The 15998-nt window shown below is 62.5% G+C and carries 14 protein-coding genes; 4 read left to right on the top strand and 10 right to left on the bottom strand.

Annotated elements, in window-relative coordinates; genetic code table 11:
• Positions 1 to 104: 104 nt before the first annotated feature.
• The 6 genes from CI15_RS26165 to CI15_RS26140 all read right to left on the bottom strand — a co-directional run bounded on the left by CI15_RS26165 (position 105) and on the right by CI15_RS26140 (position 7343).
• Complete coding sequence (locus tag CI15_RS26165; protein ID WP_062133302.1) at positions 105 to 1442, bottom strand: GH1 family beta-glucosidase; 1338 nt, start codon at positions 1440 to 1442, stop codon at positions 105 to 107.
• 58 nt (positions 1443 to 1500) lie between these two features.
• Positions 1501 to 2331 (bottom strand): carbohydrate ABC transporter permease, encoded by an 831-nt coding sequence (locus CI15_RS26160; protein ID WP_062133300.1) that lies wholly within the window; start codon positions 2329 to 2331, stop codon positions 1501 to 1503.
• Positions 2328 to 3362 (bottom strand): carbohydrate ABC transporter permease, encoded by a 1035-nt coding sequence (locus tag CI15_RS26155; RefSeq protein WP_062133297.1) that lies wholly within the window; start codon positions 3360 to 3362, stop codon positions 2328 to 2330. Before CI15_RS26155 ends, CI15_RS26160 begins: the two co-directional genes overlap by 4 nt.
• 118 nt (positions 3363 to 3480) lie before the next feature.
• Positions 3481 to 4728 carry an ABC transporter substrate-binding protein gene (locus CI15_RS26150; protein WP_062133295.1) on the bottom strand — a complete coding sequence of 416 codons (1248 nt, stop codon included), beginning with the start codon at positions 4726 to 4728 and terminating at the stop codon, positions 3481 to 3483.
• Positions 4729 to 4893: 165 nt separating this feature from the next.
• Positions 4894 to 5985: a LacI family DNA-binding transcriptional regulator gene (locus CI15_RS26145; protein WP_062133292.1), complete on the bottom strand. Its 1092-nt coding sequence runs from the start codon at positions 5983 to 5985 to the stop codon at positions 4894 to 4896.
• Between the two features lie 203 nt (positions 5986 to 6188).
• Positions 6189 to 7343, bottom strand: coding sequence for a porin (locus CI15_RS26140; RefSeq protein ID WP_062133287.1), 1155 nt, complete (start codon positions 7341 to 7343; stop codon positions 6189 to 6191).
• Between the two features lie 834 nt (positions 7344 to 8177).
• On the opposite strand from CI15_RS26140, the gene CI15_RS26135 reads away from it, so the two are divergent.
• Together CI15_RS26135 and CI15_RS26130 are read left to right on the top strand one after the other, a co-directional pair.
• Complete coding sequence (locus CI15_RS26135; RefSeq protein WP_062133283.1) at positions 8178 to 8489, top strand: BON domain-containing protein; 312 nt, start codon at positions 8178 to 8180, stop codon at positions 8487 to 8489.
• 340 nt (positions 8490 to 8829) lie between these two features.
• On the top strand, positions 8830 to 10014 hold the full coding sequence (locus tag CI15_RS26130; RefSeq protein WP_241495932.1) for an endo-1,4-beta-xylanase: 1185 nt from the start codon (positions 8830 to 8832) through the stop codon (positions 10012 to 10014).
• 80 nt (positions 10015 to 10094) lie between these two features.
• Here the strand turns inward: CI15_RS26130 and CI15_RS26125 are convergent, their stop codons facing one another.
• From CI15_RS26125 to CI15_RS26115, 3 genes are all read right to left on the bottom strand, one after another.
• Positions 10095 to 11660 carry an alpha/beta hydrolase gene (locus CI15_RS26125; RefSeq protein WP_062133280.1) on the bottom strand — a complete coding sequence of 522 codons (1566 nt, stop codon included), beginning with the start codon at positions 11658 to 11660 and terminating at the stop codon, positions 10095 to 10097.
• A gap of 276 nt (positions 11661 to 11936) precedes the next feature.
• Positions 11937 to 12155 (bottom strand): YMGG-like glycine zipper-containing protein, encoded by a 219-nt coding sequence (locus CI15_RS26120; RefSeq protein WP_062133277.1) that lies wholly within the window; start codon positions 12153 to 12155, stop codon positions 11937 to 11939.
• Positions 12156 to 12166: 11 nt separating this feature from the next.
• Complete coding sequence (locus CI15_RS26115) at positions 12167 to 12544, bottom strand: hypothetical protein (RefSeq protein ID WP_062133273.1); 378 nt, start codon at positions 12542 to 12544, stop codon at positions 12167 to 12169.
• 826 nt (positions 12545 to 13370) lie between these two features.
• Here CI15_RS26115 and CI15_RS26110 point away from each other — a divergent pair.
• Both CI15_RS26110 and CI15_RS26105 read left to right on the top strand, forming a co-directional pair.
• Positions 13371 to 13910 (top strand): helix-turn-helix transcriptional regulator, encoded by a 540-nt coding sequence (locus CI15_RS26110; RefSeq protein ID WP_062133270.1) that lies wholly within the window; start codon positions 13371 to 13373, stop codon positions 13908 to 13910.
• Positions 13911 to 13912: 2 nt separating this feature from the next.
• The gene (locus tag CI15_RS26105; protein ID WP_062133267.1) at positions 13913 to 15238 is read left to right on the top strand and encodes a type II toxin-antitoxin system HipA family toxin; all 1326 of its coding nucleotides are present in this window, start codon (positions 13913 to 13915) and stop codon (positions 15236 to 15238) included.
• A 40-nt stretch (positions 15239 to 15278) separates the two neighbouring features.
• On the opposite strand, the gene CI15_RS26100 is transcribed toward CI15_RS26105, so the two are convergent.
• Complete coding sequence (locus CI15_RS26100; protein ID WP_062133265.1) at positions 15279 to 15956, bottom strand: FadR/GntR family transcriptional regulator; 678 nt, start codon at positions 15954 to 15956, stop codon at positions 15279 to 15281.
• Positions 15957 to 15998 lie beyond the last annotated feature (42 nt).

Below are 15998 nucleotides of genomic sequence, written 5' to 3'. Positions count from 1 at the left end.
TCCTTCTCAATCCTTGTGCTGACAGACCCCGCGTGACGCTATCCCACTGCCCCACTACTTTCGCGCCACGCGAGGTTCGGTGCGCCCGCTGCCGTGCCCGCGCTTCAGCGCGCGAGCACGACGCCGGCGTGTTGCGCGATCACGTCGCGATACCAGAGCGCGCTGTCCTTCAGCGTACGATCCTGGCTCGCATAGTCGACGTAGACCATGCCGAAGCGCTTGTCGTAGCCCGACGCCCATTCGAAGTTGTCCATCAGGCTCCATGCGAAATAGCCGGCCACGTCGACGCCTTGTTGCACCGCGTCCGACAGCGCGGCGAGATGCAGGTCGTAGAAGCGCACGCGCTCGGCGTCGTGCACGCGGCCGTTGTCGAGCACGTCCTTCGCCGCGCAGCCGTTCTCGGTGATGTAGATCGGCGGCAGCTTGTAGTCGGCGTTGATCCGCGTTAGCAATTCAGTGAGGCCTTGCGGATAGACTTCCCAATCCATGTCCGTGAAGCCGAGCGCGCCCGGCGGACGCTTCTCGCCCGATGCGCTCGCGAAGATTCGCGTGTAGTAGTTGATGCCGAGAAAGTCCATCGGTGTCTTGATGACATCGAAGTCGCCACTCTGGATCACCTCTTGCGGACCGTTCGCGCCATACCACTCCAGTGCTTCGGCCGGATATTCGCCCTTGAACAGCGGGTCCATGTACCAGCGCACGAACTTCGCGTATTCGAGCGACGCGGCGGCCTGGTCTTCGGGCGAATCCGTCGCGCCGTGCGCGGGCGACTGGTTCAGCACGATGCCGAGCGGCGCCTTCACGCCGTCGGCGCGCAACGCCTGCAAGGCGAGACCGTGCGACAGCAGCAGATGATGGGCGACGTGCGCCGCTTTCTTCAGATCGGCGTTGCCCGGCGCGAAATAGCCATTTGCGTTGCCGAGCCACGCGGTGCACCACGGCTCGTTATGGGTGGCGATCGACGCCACGCGGTCGCCGAGCACGCTGCCGATCTTGCGCGCATAGTCTGCGAAGCGATAAGCGGTGTCGCGGCTTTCCCAGCCGTTTTGCTGTTGCTGTAGCGCGAGCGGCAGATCCCAGTGATACAGCGTCGCGAACGGCTGGATGTCGCGCTCGAGCAGACCGTCGACCAGACGCTCGTAAAACGCGAGACCCTTCTCGTTGAATGCACCGCTGCCGGTCGGCTGCACGCGCGGCCACGCGATCGAAAAGCGATACGCCTTGACGCCGAGTTCGGCCATCAGATCGAGATCTTCCTCGAAGCGGTGATAGTGATCGCACGCGACGTCGCCGTTCTCGCCGTTCACGACCTTGCCCGGCACGTTGCAAAACGCGTCCCAGATCGACGGGCCACGGCCGTCCTCATGCGCTGCGCCTTCGATCTGGTAGGAACTGGTGGCGACGCCCCAGACGAAGTCTTCATTGAATCGATACGTCGACATAGATGATGTTGTCCTGAATGGTCATGCCCGCGAGGGCGTGAAAATTAAAGAAGGAATCTCAGGCCTTGACCGCGCCGGTCGTCAGACCGTCGATCAATCGCCGCGAAGTGAACGCGAACAGCACCAGTAACGGCAACACCGCGACCGCGGAACCCGCCATCACCGCGCCCCAATCCGAGTTGGTCGGGCTTTGCAGAATGCGCAGCGCGAGCGGCAGCGTGTACATCGACGGCGAGCGCAGCACGACGAGTGCCGACAGAAAGTTGTTCCACGCCTGAATGAAGCTGATCAGCCCCAGCGTGCCCAGCGCCGGTCCCAAGAGCGGCATCACGATGCTCCAGTAGATGCGGAATTCGCCGCAGCCGTCGATACGCGCCGCCTCGATCAGCTCCGACGGAATCGCCGCCGCGACGTACTGGCGCATCAGGAACACGCCGAGCGCGGCGGCCGCGCCGGGCACGTACAGCGCACGCGGCTGATCGATCCAGCCGAGCAGGTTCATCGTCATGAAGGTCGGAATCATGCTGAGAAACGGGGGCACCAGCATCGCGGTCAGCGCGACCGCGAACAGCGTCTTCTTGAAGCGGAACTCGTACATCGCGAACGCGTAGCCCGCCATCGACGTGACGAGCAGCGTCAGCACGGTTTGCATCGCGGCGGTATAAAAGCTCCAGCCGAGATTGCGCCAGAACGGAATGTGCCGCATCAGCGAAGCCATGTTGTCGAGAAACGCGCTGCCGAACCATAGCGGCGGCGGCATCGAGAAGATCTCCGAGCTCGTGTGCGTCGCGAACACGAACATGAAGTAGAACGGCGAGAACATCAGCAGCGCGCCCGCCAGCACGACTGCATAGCCGATATAACGGCCCTTGTTCTTGGACGATTTCATCGCTGTGTCTCCTCGTTCATGCCGCTGCGGTGAAAGATGCGCGTGTTCAACCACATCAGCGCGGCGATCGAGATGAACAGCAGCCATGCGATCGAACTCGCGGTGCCGAAGTCGCCGTCGTGGAATGCGGTGCGATACATGTAGACGGCCGTCGTCAGACCGGACTGGCTGGTGCCCATGCCTTCGTTCGGCAGCAGGATGAACGGCTCTTCGAACAGCTGCAGCCCGCCGATGATCGACAGCGTGACCGCGAAGAAAATCATCGGCTTGATGAGCGGAATCGTGATGCGCGTGAACTGTTGCCAGCCGTTCGCACCGTCGATGCGCGCGGCCTCGTACAGGTCCTTCGGAATCGTTTGCAGGGCCGACAGATACAGCACCGTGTTCCAGCCGACGTAACGCCAGAAGATCACGACCGACACGGCCGGCTTGACGTTCTTCGGGTTATACAGCCACTCGGTCGGATGCGCGGGCACGATCCAGTGCAGACCGGGCAGCTTGCCGAGCTCGGCGATCGCGAGGTTGATCATGCCGAAGTCGGTCGAATACAGCGACGAGAAGATCAGCGCGATCGCGACGCTCGACGTGATGAACGGCAGGAAATACAGGCCCACGACGAAATTGCGCCAGCGGCGAAACGCGGTTTGCAGAAAGAACGCGAGCGGCAGCGCCACCAGATGTTGCGGCACACCGGACATGATCGCCATCGACGCGGTGTTGTACAGCGACTTCCAGTACCACGGGTCGGTCAGCGTGAACGTGAAGTTCGACAGACCCACCCATTTCATGCTCGCGAGTCCCGCCGTCGCGTCCCAGCTCTGGAACGACAGATACAGCGAGAACAGCAGCGGAAACGCTATGAACAGCGCGAACAGCAGAAAAAACGGACCGAGAAACAGGTACGGCGCGATCTTCACCGGATCGAACCGCGTTGCATGGCGCGGAGCGGCGAGCGGCGGCATCGAGGTCGACGCGGCGCTCGCGTGCGTATCGCGGGCGGCCTGTTCGGTCGTGGGCAGCGGAGTGTTCATCAATAGTTCCGTCCAGTCGGGCGTGGCCGGGGTCGGTGACCGGCCACGCTGTTTGCAGCACACTGCGACACACTTCAGTCGCGGCACCGGGCGTGCCGCGACCTTCCCTCAACGACGCTTAACGACGAACCCGGTGCGCGATCTGGTCCTGCGCTTCCTGCAACGCGGTGTGCACGTCCGCGCCGTCGTCGACGACCTTGTCGAGCGCCGAGTGCACGGCTTCCTCGGCGACCTGGTCGTACTTGCTACGCTGGATCGCCGGGATGTGCGAGGCCGCATCACGCCAGATCAGACGCGCCTTCTCGTTGCCGAGGAACGCGACCGGCTCCGCGAAGAACGAATCGTTCTGCGCGGCGAGCAGTGCGGGGAATGCATCGATCGAACGGAACGACGCGAGCTGCGTGTCCTGGCGCGTCGTCAGGAACTTGATGAATTCCCATGACATCGGCTTTTGCGTCGCCTTCGCCGGAATCGCGTAGAACGTGCCGCCGAACGATGCGTACGCGTTGTTCGGCAGATTGGTCGCGCGCCACAGACCCTTCGTGTCCGGTGCAATCCACGACGACAGGTGGCCACCGAGCCACGCGCCCATCATCTGCGTCGAGACGGTGCCGCGCTTGAAGCTCTCGGCCCATTCGTTGGTCCACGGCGAGATCTTCGCGTCGAGACCGAGGTCGCGTGCCTTCTTTGCGAGTTCGAACGCCTTGACGAAGCGCGGCGACGTGACGACCGGGTTGCCGGCCTTGTCGAAGTAGACGCCGTCGCCTTCCTTCAGGTCAGCACGAATGTAGATGTCTTCGATATCGCGCGACGAGGCCATCAGGTACGCGCCCGTCGCCTTCTTGATCTTCACGCCGGCCGCGAGATACGAGTCCCACGACTTCGTCAGATCCGCTTCGGTGACGCCCGCCTTGTCGAGAATGTCCTTGCGATAGAACAGCGTGCCGGGACCAATATCGGCCGGCATGCCGACGATCGTGCCATCCTGCGTGGTCGCCTGCGCGAACGTGTAGTTGATGAACTGGCTCTTGTACTGGCCCGCGCTGTACGGCGGCTTCGACAGATCTTCGAGACCGCCGCCCGCAGCGAAACGGCCGATAAAGCCGACCTCGACCGCCATCACGTCGGGCAGATCGGAGCTCGTCGCGAGCGCGGTGGTCATCGCGTTGTGGTGATCGCCAATCGCGAGCGACGACACCTTGATGTCGACGTCCGGATGCAACTTCTTCCACGCCGGAATCGCGTCCTTGATTTCCTGATCCAGCTTCGGAAAGACCGCGACCGTCAACGTCGTGTTGGCATGCGCGCCGACTGCGGCCAGGCTGAGCAGAACGGCGGCGGCAGGCCCTGAAAAACGGAATTTCATTACTCGTCTCCTTGTGAATCCTGTTTGAATTGCATTCGAACGACTACCCTTTTGCTGCTGACTTGCTTCCCCTGTTGTCTTTGTTGCTGCTTTGCTTGCTGCTCGATCGTGTGCTGCTCGATCATGTTTGAAAGCGCTTTCAGACCACTGCGCAAAAAACGTCCGTTACGTCCGCGTATCCCCTCGCTTTAGCGGCGACGCGATTCGCCGCGTCGTTTCGCGCGTCACCAGCGTGAGCGGAATCGGACTGAGGGCGACCGTCTGCTTGCGGATCATCTGCACGATGCCTTGAGCAGCGAGACGGCCGATCTCATAGGTCGGCTGGCGGACCGTCGTCAAAGGCGGCGTCATGTACGACGAAGTCGGCAGATCGTCGAAGCCGACCAGCGACACGTCCTCCGGCACCCGCACACCGCGACGGAACATCGCGAGCCGCGCGCCGTAGGCGGTCTGATCGTTTGCGCAGAACACCGCGCTGAACGAGGGATGGCGCACCATCAGACGCTCCATCGCGGCGACGCCACCCGTTTCGAGGTAGTCGCCCTGCTCGACGAGATCGGCATCGAAACCGATGCCTGCTTCTTCGAGCGCGATCCGGTAGCCGTCGAGGCGCTCGATCGCATCCTCGTGAGTCGGCGGCCCGGCGATGAACGCGATCTCGCGATGGCCCTGCTCGATCAGATGACGGGTCGCGTCGCGCGCGCCCTGCTTGTTGTCGATCGGCAGGCCCGCGAGCGTCGCGCTGTTTTGCACCGAGCGGCCAAGCACGAGCATCGGCGCGTGTCGCGAGTAATCGGTCAAGGTCGGCTCGTCGAGTTGCGCGTGCAGCAGGATGATTCCGTCGACGCGCCGCGCGATGAACTGCTCGAGGCGCGCCTTTTCTTCGTTGATGTTCCAGCGGCTGCTGACGAAGATCGGTGTGAAGCCCGGCACGGACAGCGCTTCTTCGATACCGCGCAGCCACTCCGCGTAAAACGGGCTCGACACCGCCTGCGTCAGTACGCCGATCGTTTCGGTCCGGCCGCTCGCGAGACCGCGCGCGAGCACGTTCGGCCGATAGTTGAAACGCGCGATCGCCTCTTCCACGGCCCGCTGCTTGGCCGGGACCACGCGCGCCGAACCGTTCAGGATCCGCGATACGGTGCTCGGAGAAACACCGGCTGCGCGCGCGATGGCTTCGAGCGTCACGTTGGGCGCAACCGGTACCTTCGGTACCTTGCGCGCGCCGGGTTTGTCGTTGGAGCCGTCGTCGGTCATGACTTGTGCCTGAATCCTGTTTTGCAAGCGCTTTCAAACATGAATGAAAAAAAGCGCGATCTATCCGGTGATGAATTCGAAAAAGAAAAAGCAGCCGATGCGACGAGGGTGGAGGAGGCGTCGCACCGGCCTCTCTATGAAAGAGAATTAAACAGTCCTTGAAACAAAGAGATCACTGCGATTGCTGATCAGGCAACCTCAACTCAGAACGAGGTCATGATCCCGGCGAAGACGCCGGTTTGGCTGTGACCGTAATCCGGGTTGCTGTTCGACGACGTACCCGTCACCGGATTGAAGTTGTTGTTGCCGTACGGGCCGTTGCCGAGGTTCAGGTTCGACGTCGAGCTGTTGTGCACGTAGCCGGCTTCCGTGTACAGGAACGTGCGCTTCGACAGCGCGTAGGTCCCAGCGACCGTGAACATCGTCGCGTTGCCGTTGCCGTTGTTCGCGTTCGCGTGATAGACCGCTGCCGTCAGCGCCGTCGGTGCGGTGACCTGCCATGCCGCGCCGAACCATGTGTGGTTCACGCTGGTCGGTGCGCTCACGCCGAGCGGCTGCGATGCATCGGATACGCCCACGCTCGCGTTGGTCGCGTCAGGTGCGCTCAGGTGCTGGTAGCCCGCGTACAGCTTGACCGGGCCGAACACGTAGGTGCCGCCAGCGAGAATCGAGCGCGAAGCCGAGTAGACGTTGTTGAACGTGCCGTTGGCGCCACGCACTTCGTCGTAAATCACGCGGAAGTCGCCGCTGCCCCACGTGTACACGCCTTCAACCGCGTTCGTACGACCTTGACCGGTCGGCACGCCCGCCGAGTTGACAGGCGCCTGGTTCCAGCTCGTGCTGTTGGTCAGCGAATACTGGCCCTTCAGCACGAGGCCGCCGAGCAGCACCGGCGAGTTGTACTCCGCGCCGTTGCTGGTGCTTGCCCAGTTACGGCCGCGCACCAGCGTCGAGATTGCGTAGCGCTGCATCAACTGCGGGTCGGTGCCCCAGCTGTCCTGCGACAGTTCGCCGGCGCCGAGGTTACCCACCTTGAACAAGCCCCAGTGGTCGTTCGTCAAGCCCACCGTTGCGTGGCGGCCGAACAGATTGCCTGCCGATGCGCCGGTCATCGTGTTCAACTGGCCTTCGAGCTGGAAGACCGTCTTCGTGCCGCCGCCGATATCTTCGGCGCCTTGCAGGCCGAACCACGAGCAACCCCAGTTGCCGCTTTGAGCTGCCCAAGCGTGGCCGCCCGGGATGCCCGTTTCATACTGGATGCCGTTGTCGATACGGCCGTACAGCGTGACGCTGCTCTGCGCATGGGCCACCGTCGTCGCAGCTGCCATCACAGACACAGCAATAAGCTTCTTCTTCATTTAGATATCCTATATGTATTTTGGCGTCTCCAAGCCCATCAGGACGCATGCGTTCTCACGCGTTCCCCTCTCGTCGAAATGCTCGCTTCACATTTCGAGGCGATTATAGGGATGACCTTGCGCCGTGCATCGAACTAACCGCTCAGGGAAAACGATGTTATCGATAACAGTTGCGCGCCGCCCGATCCCGAAGTAGGCGTCCATTTCGTGACCATCACCTGATGGTCATAAGCGTCGGAAATCCGTTTGAATTCATGGGCCGAAACCGGACGGGATTGCCGCCGCCCGCCTCGCTCGGCGTTCGCTTAACGGGGAAATCGCGTCGGAATGCAAGCGAAAATCGTGTTCGATGTTGCGAAGATGCAACGAGCGATCTTGCCCGGGTTGCCGGTTTGGGCTTGACGAACTGGCGCGGGACCGCCCAGCAGCGCCGGGCATTAGCGACTATCATCAATGCATACGATGCCGGGCAACGAGCCGGGCTCAGCCACGTAGCAGGCTGAGTGCGGGACTGTCAGCGCATCCGCCTGGCTCTCGCGCTCCATCTCGAACGCTCCAACCAGCTGCCATCCCCCGGCTCCCGCTGTTCCCCCGCCACGCCGCGCACGCGACGTCCCGCTCGAACGCACTGCACCCGCAAGCTGTTGCGCGGGCGACGGCACGACCGTCCGCCGCCCCGACCGACAAAACCTCGACGCGCAATCGCGATAGCCGCGACGCATGCAATGGAAAGAGGATTTTGTCCGATGCACTTCCGTGGTCTCGCATTGAATCGGACCGGAAGAATTGCCGACGGAGTTTGCCGGCACACCGTGGTACCAGTAAGGAGTTATTGTGAAAACAGCCCTTGTTTCTACACTCGCGTTGATGATTGCAGGCGCAATCGCGCCGGCAGCCCAAGCCCAGGGCGACGCGCAAGCCACTGACCAACAACTCGCCCATGCGGTCCGCGTTGCGGAGGCACACGCCGGCGTTGGGATGTCACATGTGTTTGTGTTTGCCCACTCGGGACAGGTCATGCTGGTCGGTTGGGTGCAAGAGCGGGACCATGTCGCGCGTGCCGAACAGAGCGCGATGTCGGTGCCAGGTGTCACCTCAGTGGATAACCGGCTCTCCCCCGACGGCGGCTCGTTGAACGGACATTGAAGTCGAACTGAAGCGTCGCGCGCACGAAGTTCGAAGCACTCCGCGCGCTGAAGGGCTTCGGTTTTCCGCTCTCGCCAGTTCGGATTGAGTGACTGGCGCTCTGTTTCGCGCTGTACGTCGCGCGCCCGCTCGGCGCAACTCCATTTGAAAGCGCTGTCAAATCGCGCTGGTTGAATCGGGCGACTCCACGCTTATTCACCTCGCATCGTCTCGCCGATACGTCAGGCAAATCCCTCATAGCGGCTCCGAGGAGTGGCGCTTAATATCGCGTTGGTACCGGTAACGTTAAACGTAGTTAGAAAAGCATGCGAGCCGGCATCACATGACAAGGAGACCGGGAATGCGTCCTTTGAGGACCCCGCTGCGCGCGCTCTGCGCAGCGATCGCCGTTTGCACGCTCGCATGGACCGCGGGCTGCGCACACAACCAGGCGCAGGCCGCCCACGACGGCCCGCCGCTCGCCGCCGCACCCGCTGAAGCGCTGCCGTCACTGCGCAGTGTGCTGGGCACGCACTTCAAGGTGGGCGCGGCGATCGAACCCGATTCGATCGACAGTCCCGCCGACGCGGCGCTCATCGCCGCGCAGTTTTCGAGCCTCACCGCCGAGAACAAGATGAAGCCGGGCACGATCGGCGTCGCACAAGGCCAGTACGACTTCGAGCCTGCGGACAAGATCGTCGCGTTCGCCCAGGCGCATGGCATCGCGGTGCGCGGCCACACGCTCGTGTGGCACTTCAAGGCCGGCGACTGGACCGAAGCGCCGGCCTGGTTCTTCGCCGGCGATCCGAAAGATCCGCACTATCACGATATCGTTGCGAAGCGGCTCGATCGATATGTAACCGACGTCGTCACACACTTCCGCGGCAAGGTCTATGCGTGGGACGTGGTCAACGAAGTCATCAGCGACGACCCACATCAGGTGTACCGCGAAGACAGTCCGTGGTATCGCGCGCTCGGCAAGGACTACATCGCGATCTCGTTCCGCGCGGCGCGCGCGGCGGACCCGAACGTGAAGCTCTATATCAACGAGTACAACACCGACGATCCGGGCAAGCGCGCGAAGCTGCTCGCGGTGATCCGCGATCTGCGCGCGCAGGGCGTGCCGATCGATGGCGTCGGGCATCAGATGCATATCAGCGTGAACTGGCCGCCGCTGCCGAACATCAAGCAGGCGTTCGACGACGTCGCCGCACTCGGCCTCGAAAACCAGGTCACCGAGCTCGACGTGAGTCTCTATACCGATCCGGGCGAATGCTGGAGCAATCCGCATGCATGCCTGCCGGACCTCGGCCATCCGGTGCCGAACGACATCATGCGCGCGCAGGCCGAACGTTATCGCGCGGTGTTCGCTCTGTTCGAGCAGGAGCCGACCATCAAGGCGGTGACGTTTTGGGGCTACTCCGACAAGCATACGTGGCTGAGCTCGACGCCGGTGCCACGCAACAACCTCCCGTTGCCCTTCGATACGAATCTGAAGCCGAAGGCTGCGCTATGGACGATCGTCGATTCGTCTTATCAGCCTTAAGCCGAAAAAAAAATGGCCCGCGGTAGTGCGCGGGCCACGGTATCGCAAACGCCGTCAGCTCGATTCAGGCAATCGGCATCTCAAGGCTCATCTGAACCGACCTGCTCGAGCGCGTTCAGGTCCGCCTCGAAATCGTCGGGCTGACCGTCCGCGGTTTCATGCGTGCGCGGCGGCGACTTGACGACCGGCGGCGGCATCTTGCCGATGCCTTCATCGATACGCTCCAGCAGATACGGGAAGAACGGATTCGAGGCGATGCGGAACATCGAATCGAGCGTCAGAATCAGCGTGCCGCGTTCGCCGCGCGGCGCGAGCGTGCCGAGATTCTCGTTGAAGTTTTCCGAATCGTCCGGGGCGATGCCGTACAGCGCATCGGTGATCGGAAACGGAATCGCGACGTGCGACAACGAGAAAATATCCTGCGGGTAGTCAATATCGAGCGGCTTCACGCGCGTTTGCACTTCGCCCGCATAAACGCTGCGCTCGACCGTATGCGCCGAGTCCGGCGACGCGTTGGCGATCACCGTCGTGCGATAGTTCTGCGGACCGATGCGCAGCAGCCGCGACAACGCCGTGTACGACGCGACGCGCAGGAACGTCCTGAAGCGCACGCTGCGGTTCACGTCAAACAGCACGACTTCGCTGCCGTTCTCGGGCAGTTTGTCATAGAGCGACGACATCACCGCGGGCGTGCTGACCGTGAAATCCGTCACCGACTGGAACGTCAGGATAGGCGGCAACGTATCGAGCCGATTCTCACGCTCGAGCCGCGCAATCTGATCCTGGATGACACTCGTGAGGAGATAGGACTGCCGCGCGCCATTCACAGGAAACGAGTTGTACTTGAACGGATTGAACTCCGGCACGATGCCGAGCCACGCCGCACGCGCGAAGGCCGGCAACACCGCGGGCAATGCGGCGAGGCCGGCAAAGCGCGCGTAACGCGTGACGCCGATCATCGGTGAGATCAGCACGACGCGAGTCGGACGCGTCAGCGCGGGATTCTCGATCGCGTCGAGCGCATATTGCAGCGCGAGCGCGCCGCCGTTCGAAAAGCCGACCAGCTCGATCGGCTTGTCCGGTCCCACGCGCCGGCGCGCTTCACGCACCGCGAGCCGGGTGGCCGCGGTCCAGTCCTGCCAGTGCACATCGACGAGCCCCGCCGGCACCGTGCCATGTCCCGGCATGCGGATGCCGATCGCGACGAAGCCGCGATCGCGATAACGACGCGCGATGTGCCGCATACTGAACGGCGTGTCGGTCATGCCGTGCAGCAGCACGACCGCGCCGACGGGTGGCCCCGACGGCTCGAGAATGTACGAGTGGTTCCAGTTCTCGGCGAAGTGCCACGGAAAGATCGGCGAGCCCTCGTAGTATCGGTTCGCCGGAATGCGCTCGGACGGCTTCAGCTTTTCGACGACATTGACGCGCACGTCCTCGAAGATCCGGTTTTCCGCCTTGATGTACGTGTTCCAGTCGGCGGTGTCCATTTCCTCGACGGTCATTTCGCGCGGCACATAGGTATGCCAGACCGACAGCTCCGGCCCGCGCTGCGAGTACCATGCGCGCAGCCCGAATGCGAGCACCGCCAGCAGCACCACAACCCATGCACTTATCTTTATTACCTTCAGTGACGTGCGCAGCATTCGTGTTCTCTTGATGAGATGAAGGTTGCACCGCGCGCAGGCTTCGCCCTGCGTTGTGTGCGCATGCCGTCATCGCGACGGCTTCCGGTGTGGATATCCTAAGGTCTTTTAAGCAGCGGTTCAAACTTTGTCGCACGGGCGCGCGACGCGGAGCCAGCCACGGCCCGTGCATGAACGGGCGATTTGCATGACAACCGGGGGCTGCGTGAGGGTTAGAAACGAAAAGCCGGGGCGCGACCTACGCCGCGCCCCGGCCTTGCCTGCTTGCAGGCGATATTACTGACGGCCGCGAATATTGCCGGCCACCCCACCCGCCGCGCCGCCGATGATCGCGCCAGTCCACGCGTCGCCACCGGAGATCGCCGCGATGCCGGCGCCGGCACCCGCGCCGATTGCCGCGCCGCTCATCGTTCCTTGCGCCTGCGGGCTCATGTCCGTGCAACCGATCATCGCAACCAGCGCGCCAATACTGACGATCCACCCAAGTCGTTTCATGATCGTTCTCCTTAGGGATTTTTCTTCAGGCCGGGCATGACCATCTGGAACCAGAGGGTCTCGATCACCGGGTGCTGGATCATCGTGGGATTGGCGGCGTAGTAGCTGTCGAGACCTTGACGCACGCTGTCGAGCGTCTGGCCCTGCAGGCCCTTGCCGAAGCGCTGAGCGAGATCATTGCTGTTCGCCATGTTGCCGGCATAGGCGCGCTCGATGTCCATCACATTCGAGATGCCGACCAGATACGCTTTCTTCTGTTCATCTGTCGACTGCATCCATTGCTGGCCCGTGACAATTGGAATGCTCTCCGCACGCGCGACATTGCCTATCAGTGCCGCTGACAGGAAAGTCAGAGATAACAGCGTTCGCCATTGTGGTTTGATTGCCATTACGTACTCCTGGGAAGTTATGTTCTCCAGCGGCCCGCCGGCGACCGCATCCGGCGGTGTCGATCACGTTATTTGGAAGAATGGTCTGTGTCTCGTCGAGTCTCCTTTCAGGTTCACCGGTCGGCGTGCGACGTCGGCTCGGGTTCTATTGGCGGTCGGTTGCATCAGCGAATAGACACCTTGTTGACGGAAAGTCTCTTGACGGATTGGAGTGGATTGCGCACATGCTGTACACGCGCAACGAGTTGACTGGCGCGGGCCGTGCCGCGTCAGACACGCTATAGAGTCTACAGCGTTTTCTGTAATTTCCAAGCCCATTTCCGCCCGGTGCGCACCGTGTGACATTTGTGTCAAATGGCATTCGGCGTGTGAAAGGAAACGATGCATTGTGATACGACAAAGTGCTTTTCGGCTGAATGTTCGGCTTCCTGATTAGGCCGCTGATTGATAGTGATTGGTATTTATCTATGTCCTGTCGAGGCGCTTCCTCTAGTAGCAGTACAAACCAATAGTGAAACAGGTGCGATTTCTGATTGATGCATTGGTCCGCCATTTTTATCGCGGATCGTGTGGATCTCATACCCTGCTCTTACGTCGGACAGCTCTTTGCTCGCGCCGGAGTGGCTGCGTAGCAGCGAAGGGGTGGTCGATGCGCGGTTGACGGTTAGTTGCGTTATCGACGAGGGCGGGCGAGCGTCGTTTCGAACGCGCGCGCCCCATCATTAACAGTCTTTAGCTTGTATTTTCAGAATACAGGATATAGACTGTATCCGTCATTTACAGGCTTTGGGCTGTTACGCCGTCACAGCCGAACCGGAGACCAACCGTGGACTACGCCATCAGGACCCTGAGTCAGCTGAGACCGATCCTGCAGGGCTTCAGAAAGGCCGCCGGCCTCACTCAGGCCGCGATGGCCGCGCATCTCGGGGTGACGCAACAGACCTACGCGCAACTCGAGGCGAACCCGTCGGCCGTCAGCGTCGAACGGCTCTTCAGGGTGTTGCGGGTCTTGCAGGTCGATCTGAAGCTCTCGCAGAGCGGCTCGGCGCACAGCGTTGCCATGGAAGACACCGGTGCGCCGGCCGCCGGTGCGCCGGCCGCCGGTGCGCCGGCCGCGACAACGGCCAATGCGAAGCGCACCACGCGCGTGCCGCCCCAACAGGGAACCTCGGCGCAAAAGCCAACGCGAGCGCAAGAACCGGCGCAACGCACAGCGACCGCAGCGACGGCAGCGACCCGCGAAGCCAGCGGCAGCGCCGCAGCCAAAGCCCCCAGATCCACTAGCGCCGCCCCAAAACCCAAAGCGGTCAAACTGGCCAAAGCAACCAAAGCGGCCAGCACCAGCAAGAAGCGGGAGGACTGGTAAGCATGGCGCGCGGCACATCGAACCGTCTGAACCTGTGGATGAACGGCCTGCCGGTCGGCTCCTGGGAAACGACCCGCAGCGGCGAGCGTCTGACCTATGCCGACGAATGGATCGACGATCCGCAAGGACGTCCGCTCTCGCTGTCGCTACCGTTTACGCCGGGCAATCAGCCGTATCGCGGCCAGATCGTCGCCGACTATTTCGACAACCTGCTGCCTGACAGCGAACCGATCCGGCGCCGCATCGCCACGCGCTACCGTACCGGCAGCACCGCGCCGTTTTCGCTGCTCGCCGCGCTCGGACGCGACTGCGTCGGCGCGCTGCAACTGCTGCCGCCCGAAGAAGAACCGAGCGATCTGACCGGCATCCACGGCCGCGAACTCAGCGACAGCGAAATCGCGGCGCTGCTGCGCGGCACGACATCGGCGGCGCCGCTCGGCCAGCACGATCCGCTCGAAGACCTACGTCTGTCGATCGCCGGCGCACAGGAAAAGACCGCGCTGCTCCGTCATCGCGATCGCTGGCTGCTGCCCGAAGGCAGCACGCCGACCACGCACATCTTCAAGCTGCCGCTCGGACTCGTCGGCAACATGCGCGCCGATATGCGCACGTCGGTGGAAAACGAATGGCTGTGCTCGCAGATCGTCGCGGCCTATGGATTGCCCGTCGCGCGCTGCGAAATCGCGCGATTCGACGAACAGAAGGTGTTGATCGTCGAGCGCTTCGATCGCCGTGCGTCGAGCGATGCCACGTGGATCGTGCGGTTGCCGCAGGAGGACATGTGCCAGGCCACCGGTACGTCGGCGCTGCACAAGTATGAGTCCGACGGGGGTCCGGGCATCGAGGCGATCATGGAGATACTCGCGGGGTCCGCGCGCGCGGCGACGGACCGGCGCAACTTCTTCGCGACCCAACTGGTTTTCTGGCTGCTCGCCGCCACCGATGGCCACGCGAAGAACTTCAGCATCGCGCATCTGCCCGGCAGTCGCTACGAGTCCACGCCGCTTTACGACGTGCTGTCCGCACACCCGATCATCGGCAGCGGCGCGGGGCGCCTCGCGGCACAAAAAGTAAAACTCGCGATGGCGGTGCGCGGCAAGAACGTCCATTACCTGCTCAATCAGATCCAGCGCCGGCATTGGGTCGCCGAAGGTCAGCGGGTCGGCTTTGCCGCCGCGGATGTCGATACGCTGATCGACGAGTTGACCGCGCGAACGGAGACCGTGATCGATACCGTATCGTCGCAATTGCCGGCCGATTTTCCGCTGGACGTGGCCGATGCGGTGTTCGACGGCATGCGTCGCTTGAAGGGCAAGCTCGCTCAGTAAAGCTCAGCCATCCAGATCCACACGCGGCATCACGGCAGCTTCACGCACGCCGCGCCGCCCCTGTCTCGGTCTTCGCCGACGCGCGCCCTTGCACGCTCAGCAGATGCTCGCGCATGCATTGCGCGGCCACTTCCGCATCGCGCGCTTTCAGCGCATTGACGATCGCCTGATGTTGTTGAGCAAAAAACTGCCGCGTCTCCTGCGCGGACGTCTTCTCACGAACCTCCGGTTTCACCCGCATGCCATTGATCACCTCCATCAACGCGATCAACGCGGGATTGCGCGTGGCCTGGCCGATCAACCAATGAAAGCGGTGATCCCATTGCTGCCATTCGTCGTCATTTTTCGCGGCGGCGTTCTTGCGCGCGCATTTCTCCAACTCCTGCAGATCGTCGCCGCTCGCTTTCGTCGCGGCCAGCGCGGCGAGCGCCGGCTCGAACAGCAGCCGCATTTCGGCGATATCCGCAGGGCTGGTACCGGCGCGCAAGCCGCGCAAGGTCGGCGCGAACTTCAGCGGCCGCGCGCCCAGATAGGTGCCGCGGCCGACACCACGCCACACGCGACCCGACGCCTCGAGCGAAGCGAGCGCCGCGCGCAGCTCGCGGCGGCTCACGTCCAGTTCCTCGGCAAGCTTTCTTTCGGGCGGCAGCGCATCGCCGTCCTTCAGCTGATGGTCAGCGATGTAGTCGAGCAATGCATCCAGTACCGGTTTGTCCATGTCGCTCACTGAACCAATTCGTATTGGTCTCAAAGATACCAG

The organism is Paraburkholderia monticola, from assembly GCF_001580545.1.
Classification (GTDB): domain Bacteria; phylum Pseudomonadota; class Gammaproteobacteria; order Burkholderiales; family Burkholderiaceae; genus Paraburkholderia; species Paraburkholderia monticola.
This window is presented reverse-complemented; position numbering and strand designations above follow the sequence as displayed.

Bases quoted from the DNA above. Each gene is read 5' to 3' on its own strand.
- CI15_RS26130 (WP_241495932.1), top strand. From the start codon at position 8,830: ATGCGTCCTTTGAGGACCCCGCTGCGCGCGCTCTGCGCAGCGATCGCC.
- CI15_RS26140 (WP_062133287.1), bottom strand. From the start codon at position 7,343: ATGAAGAAGAAGCTTATTGCTGTGTCTGTGATGGCAGCTGCGACGACG.
- CI15_RS26165 (WP_062133302.1), bottom strand. From the start codon at position 1,442: ATGTCGACGTATCGATTCAATGAAGACTTCGTCTGGGGCGTCGCCACC.
- CI15_RS26105 (WP_062133267.1), top strand. From the start codon at position 13,913: ATGGCGCGCGGCACATCGAACCGTCTGAACCTGTGGATGAACGGCCTG.
- CI15_RS26120 (WP_062133277.1), bottom strand. From the start codon at position 12,155: ATGAAACGACTTGGGTGGATCGTCAGTATTGGCGCGCTGGTTGCGATG.
- CI15_RS26100 (WP_062133265.1), bottom strand. From the start codon at position 15,956: ATGGACAAACCGGTACTGGATGCATTGCTCGACTACATCGCTGACCAT.
- CI15_RS26160 (WP_062133300.1), bottom strand. From the start codon at position 2,331: ATGAAATCGTCCAAGAACAAGGGCCGTTATATCGGCTATGCAGTCGTG.
- CI15_RS26150 (WP_062133295.1), bottom strand. From the start codon at position 4,728: ATGAAATTCCGTTTTTCAGGGCCTGCCGCCGCCGTTCTGCTCAGCCTG.
- CI15_RS26115 (WP_062133273.1), bottom strand. From the start codon at position 12,544: ATGGCAATCAAACCACAATGGCGAACGCTGTTATCTCTGACTTTCCTG.
- CI15_RS26145 (WP_062133292.1), bottom strand. From the start codon at position 5,985: ATGACCGACGACGGCTCCAACGACAAACCCGGCGCGCGCAAGGTACCG.
- CI15_RS26125 (WP_062133280.1), bottom strand. From the start codon at position 11,660: ATGCTGCGCACGTCACTGAAGGTAATAAAGATAAGTGCATGGGTTGTG.
- CI15_RS26155 (WP_062133297.1), bottom strand. From the start codon at position 3,362: ATGAACACTCCGCTGCCCACGACCGAACAGGCCGCCCGCGATACGCAC.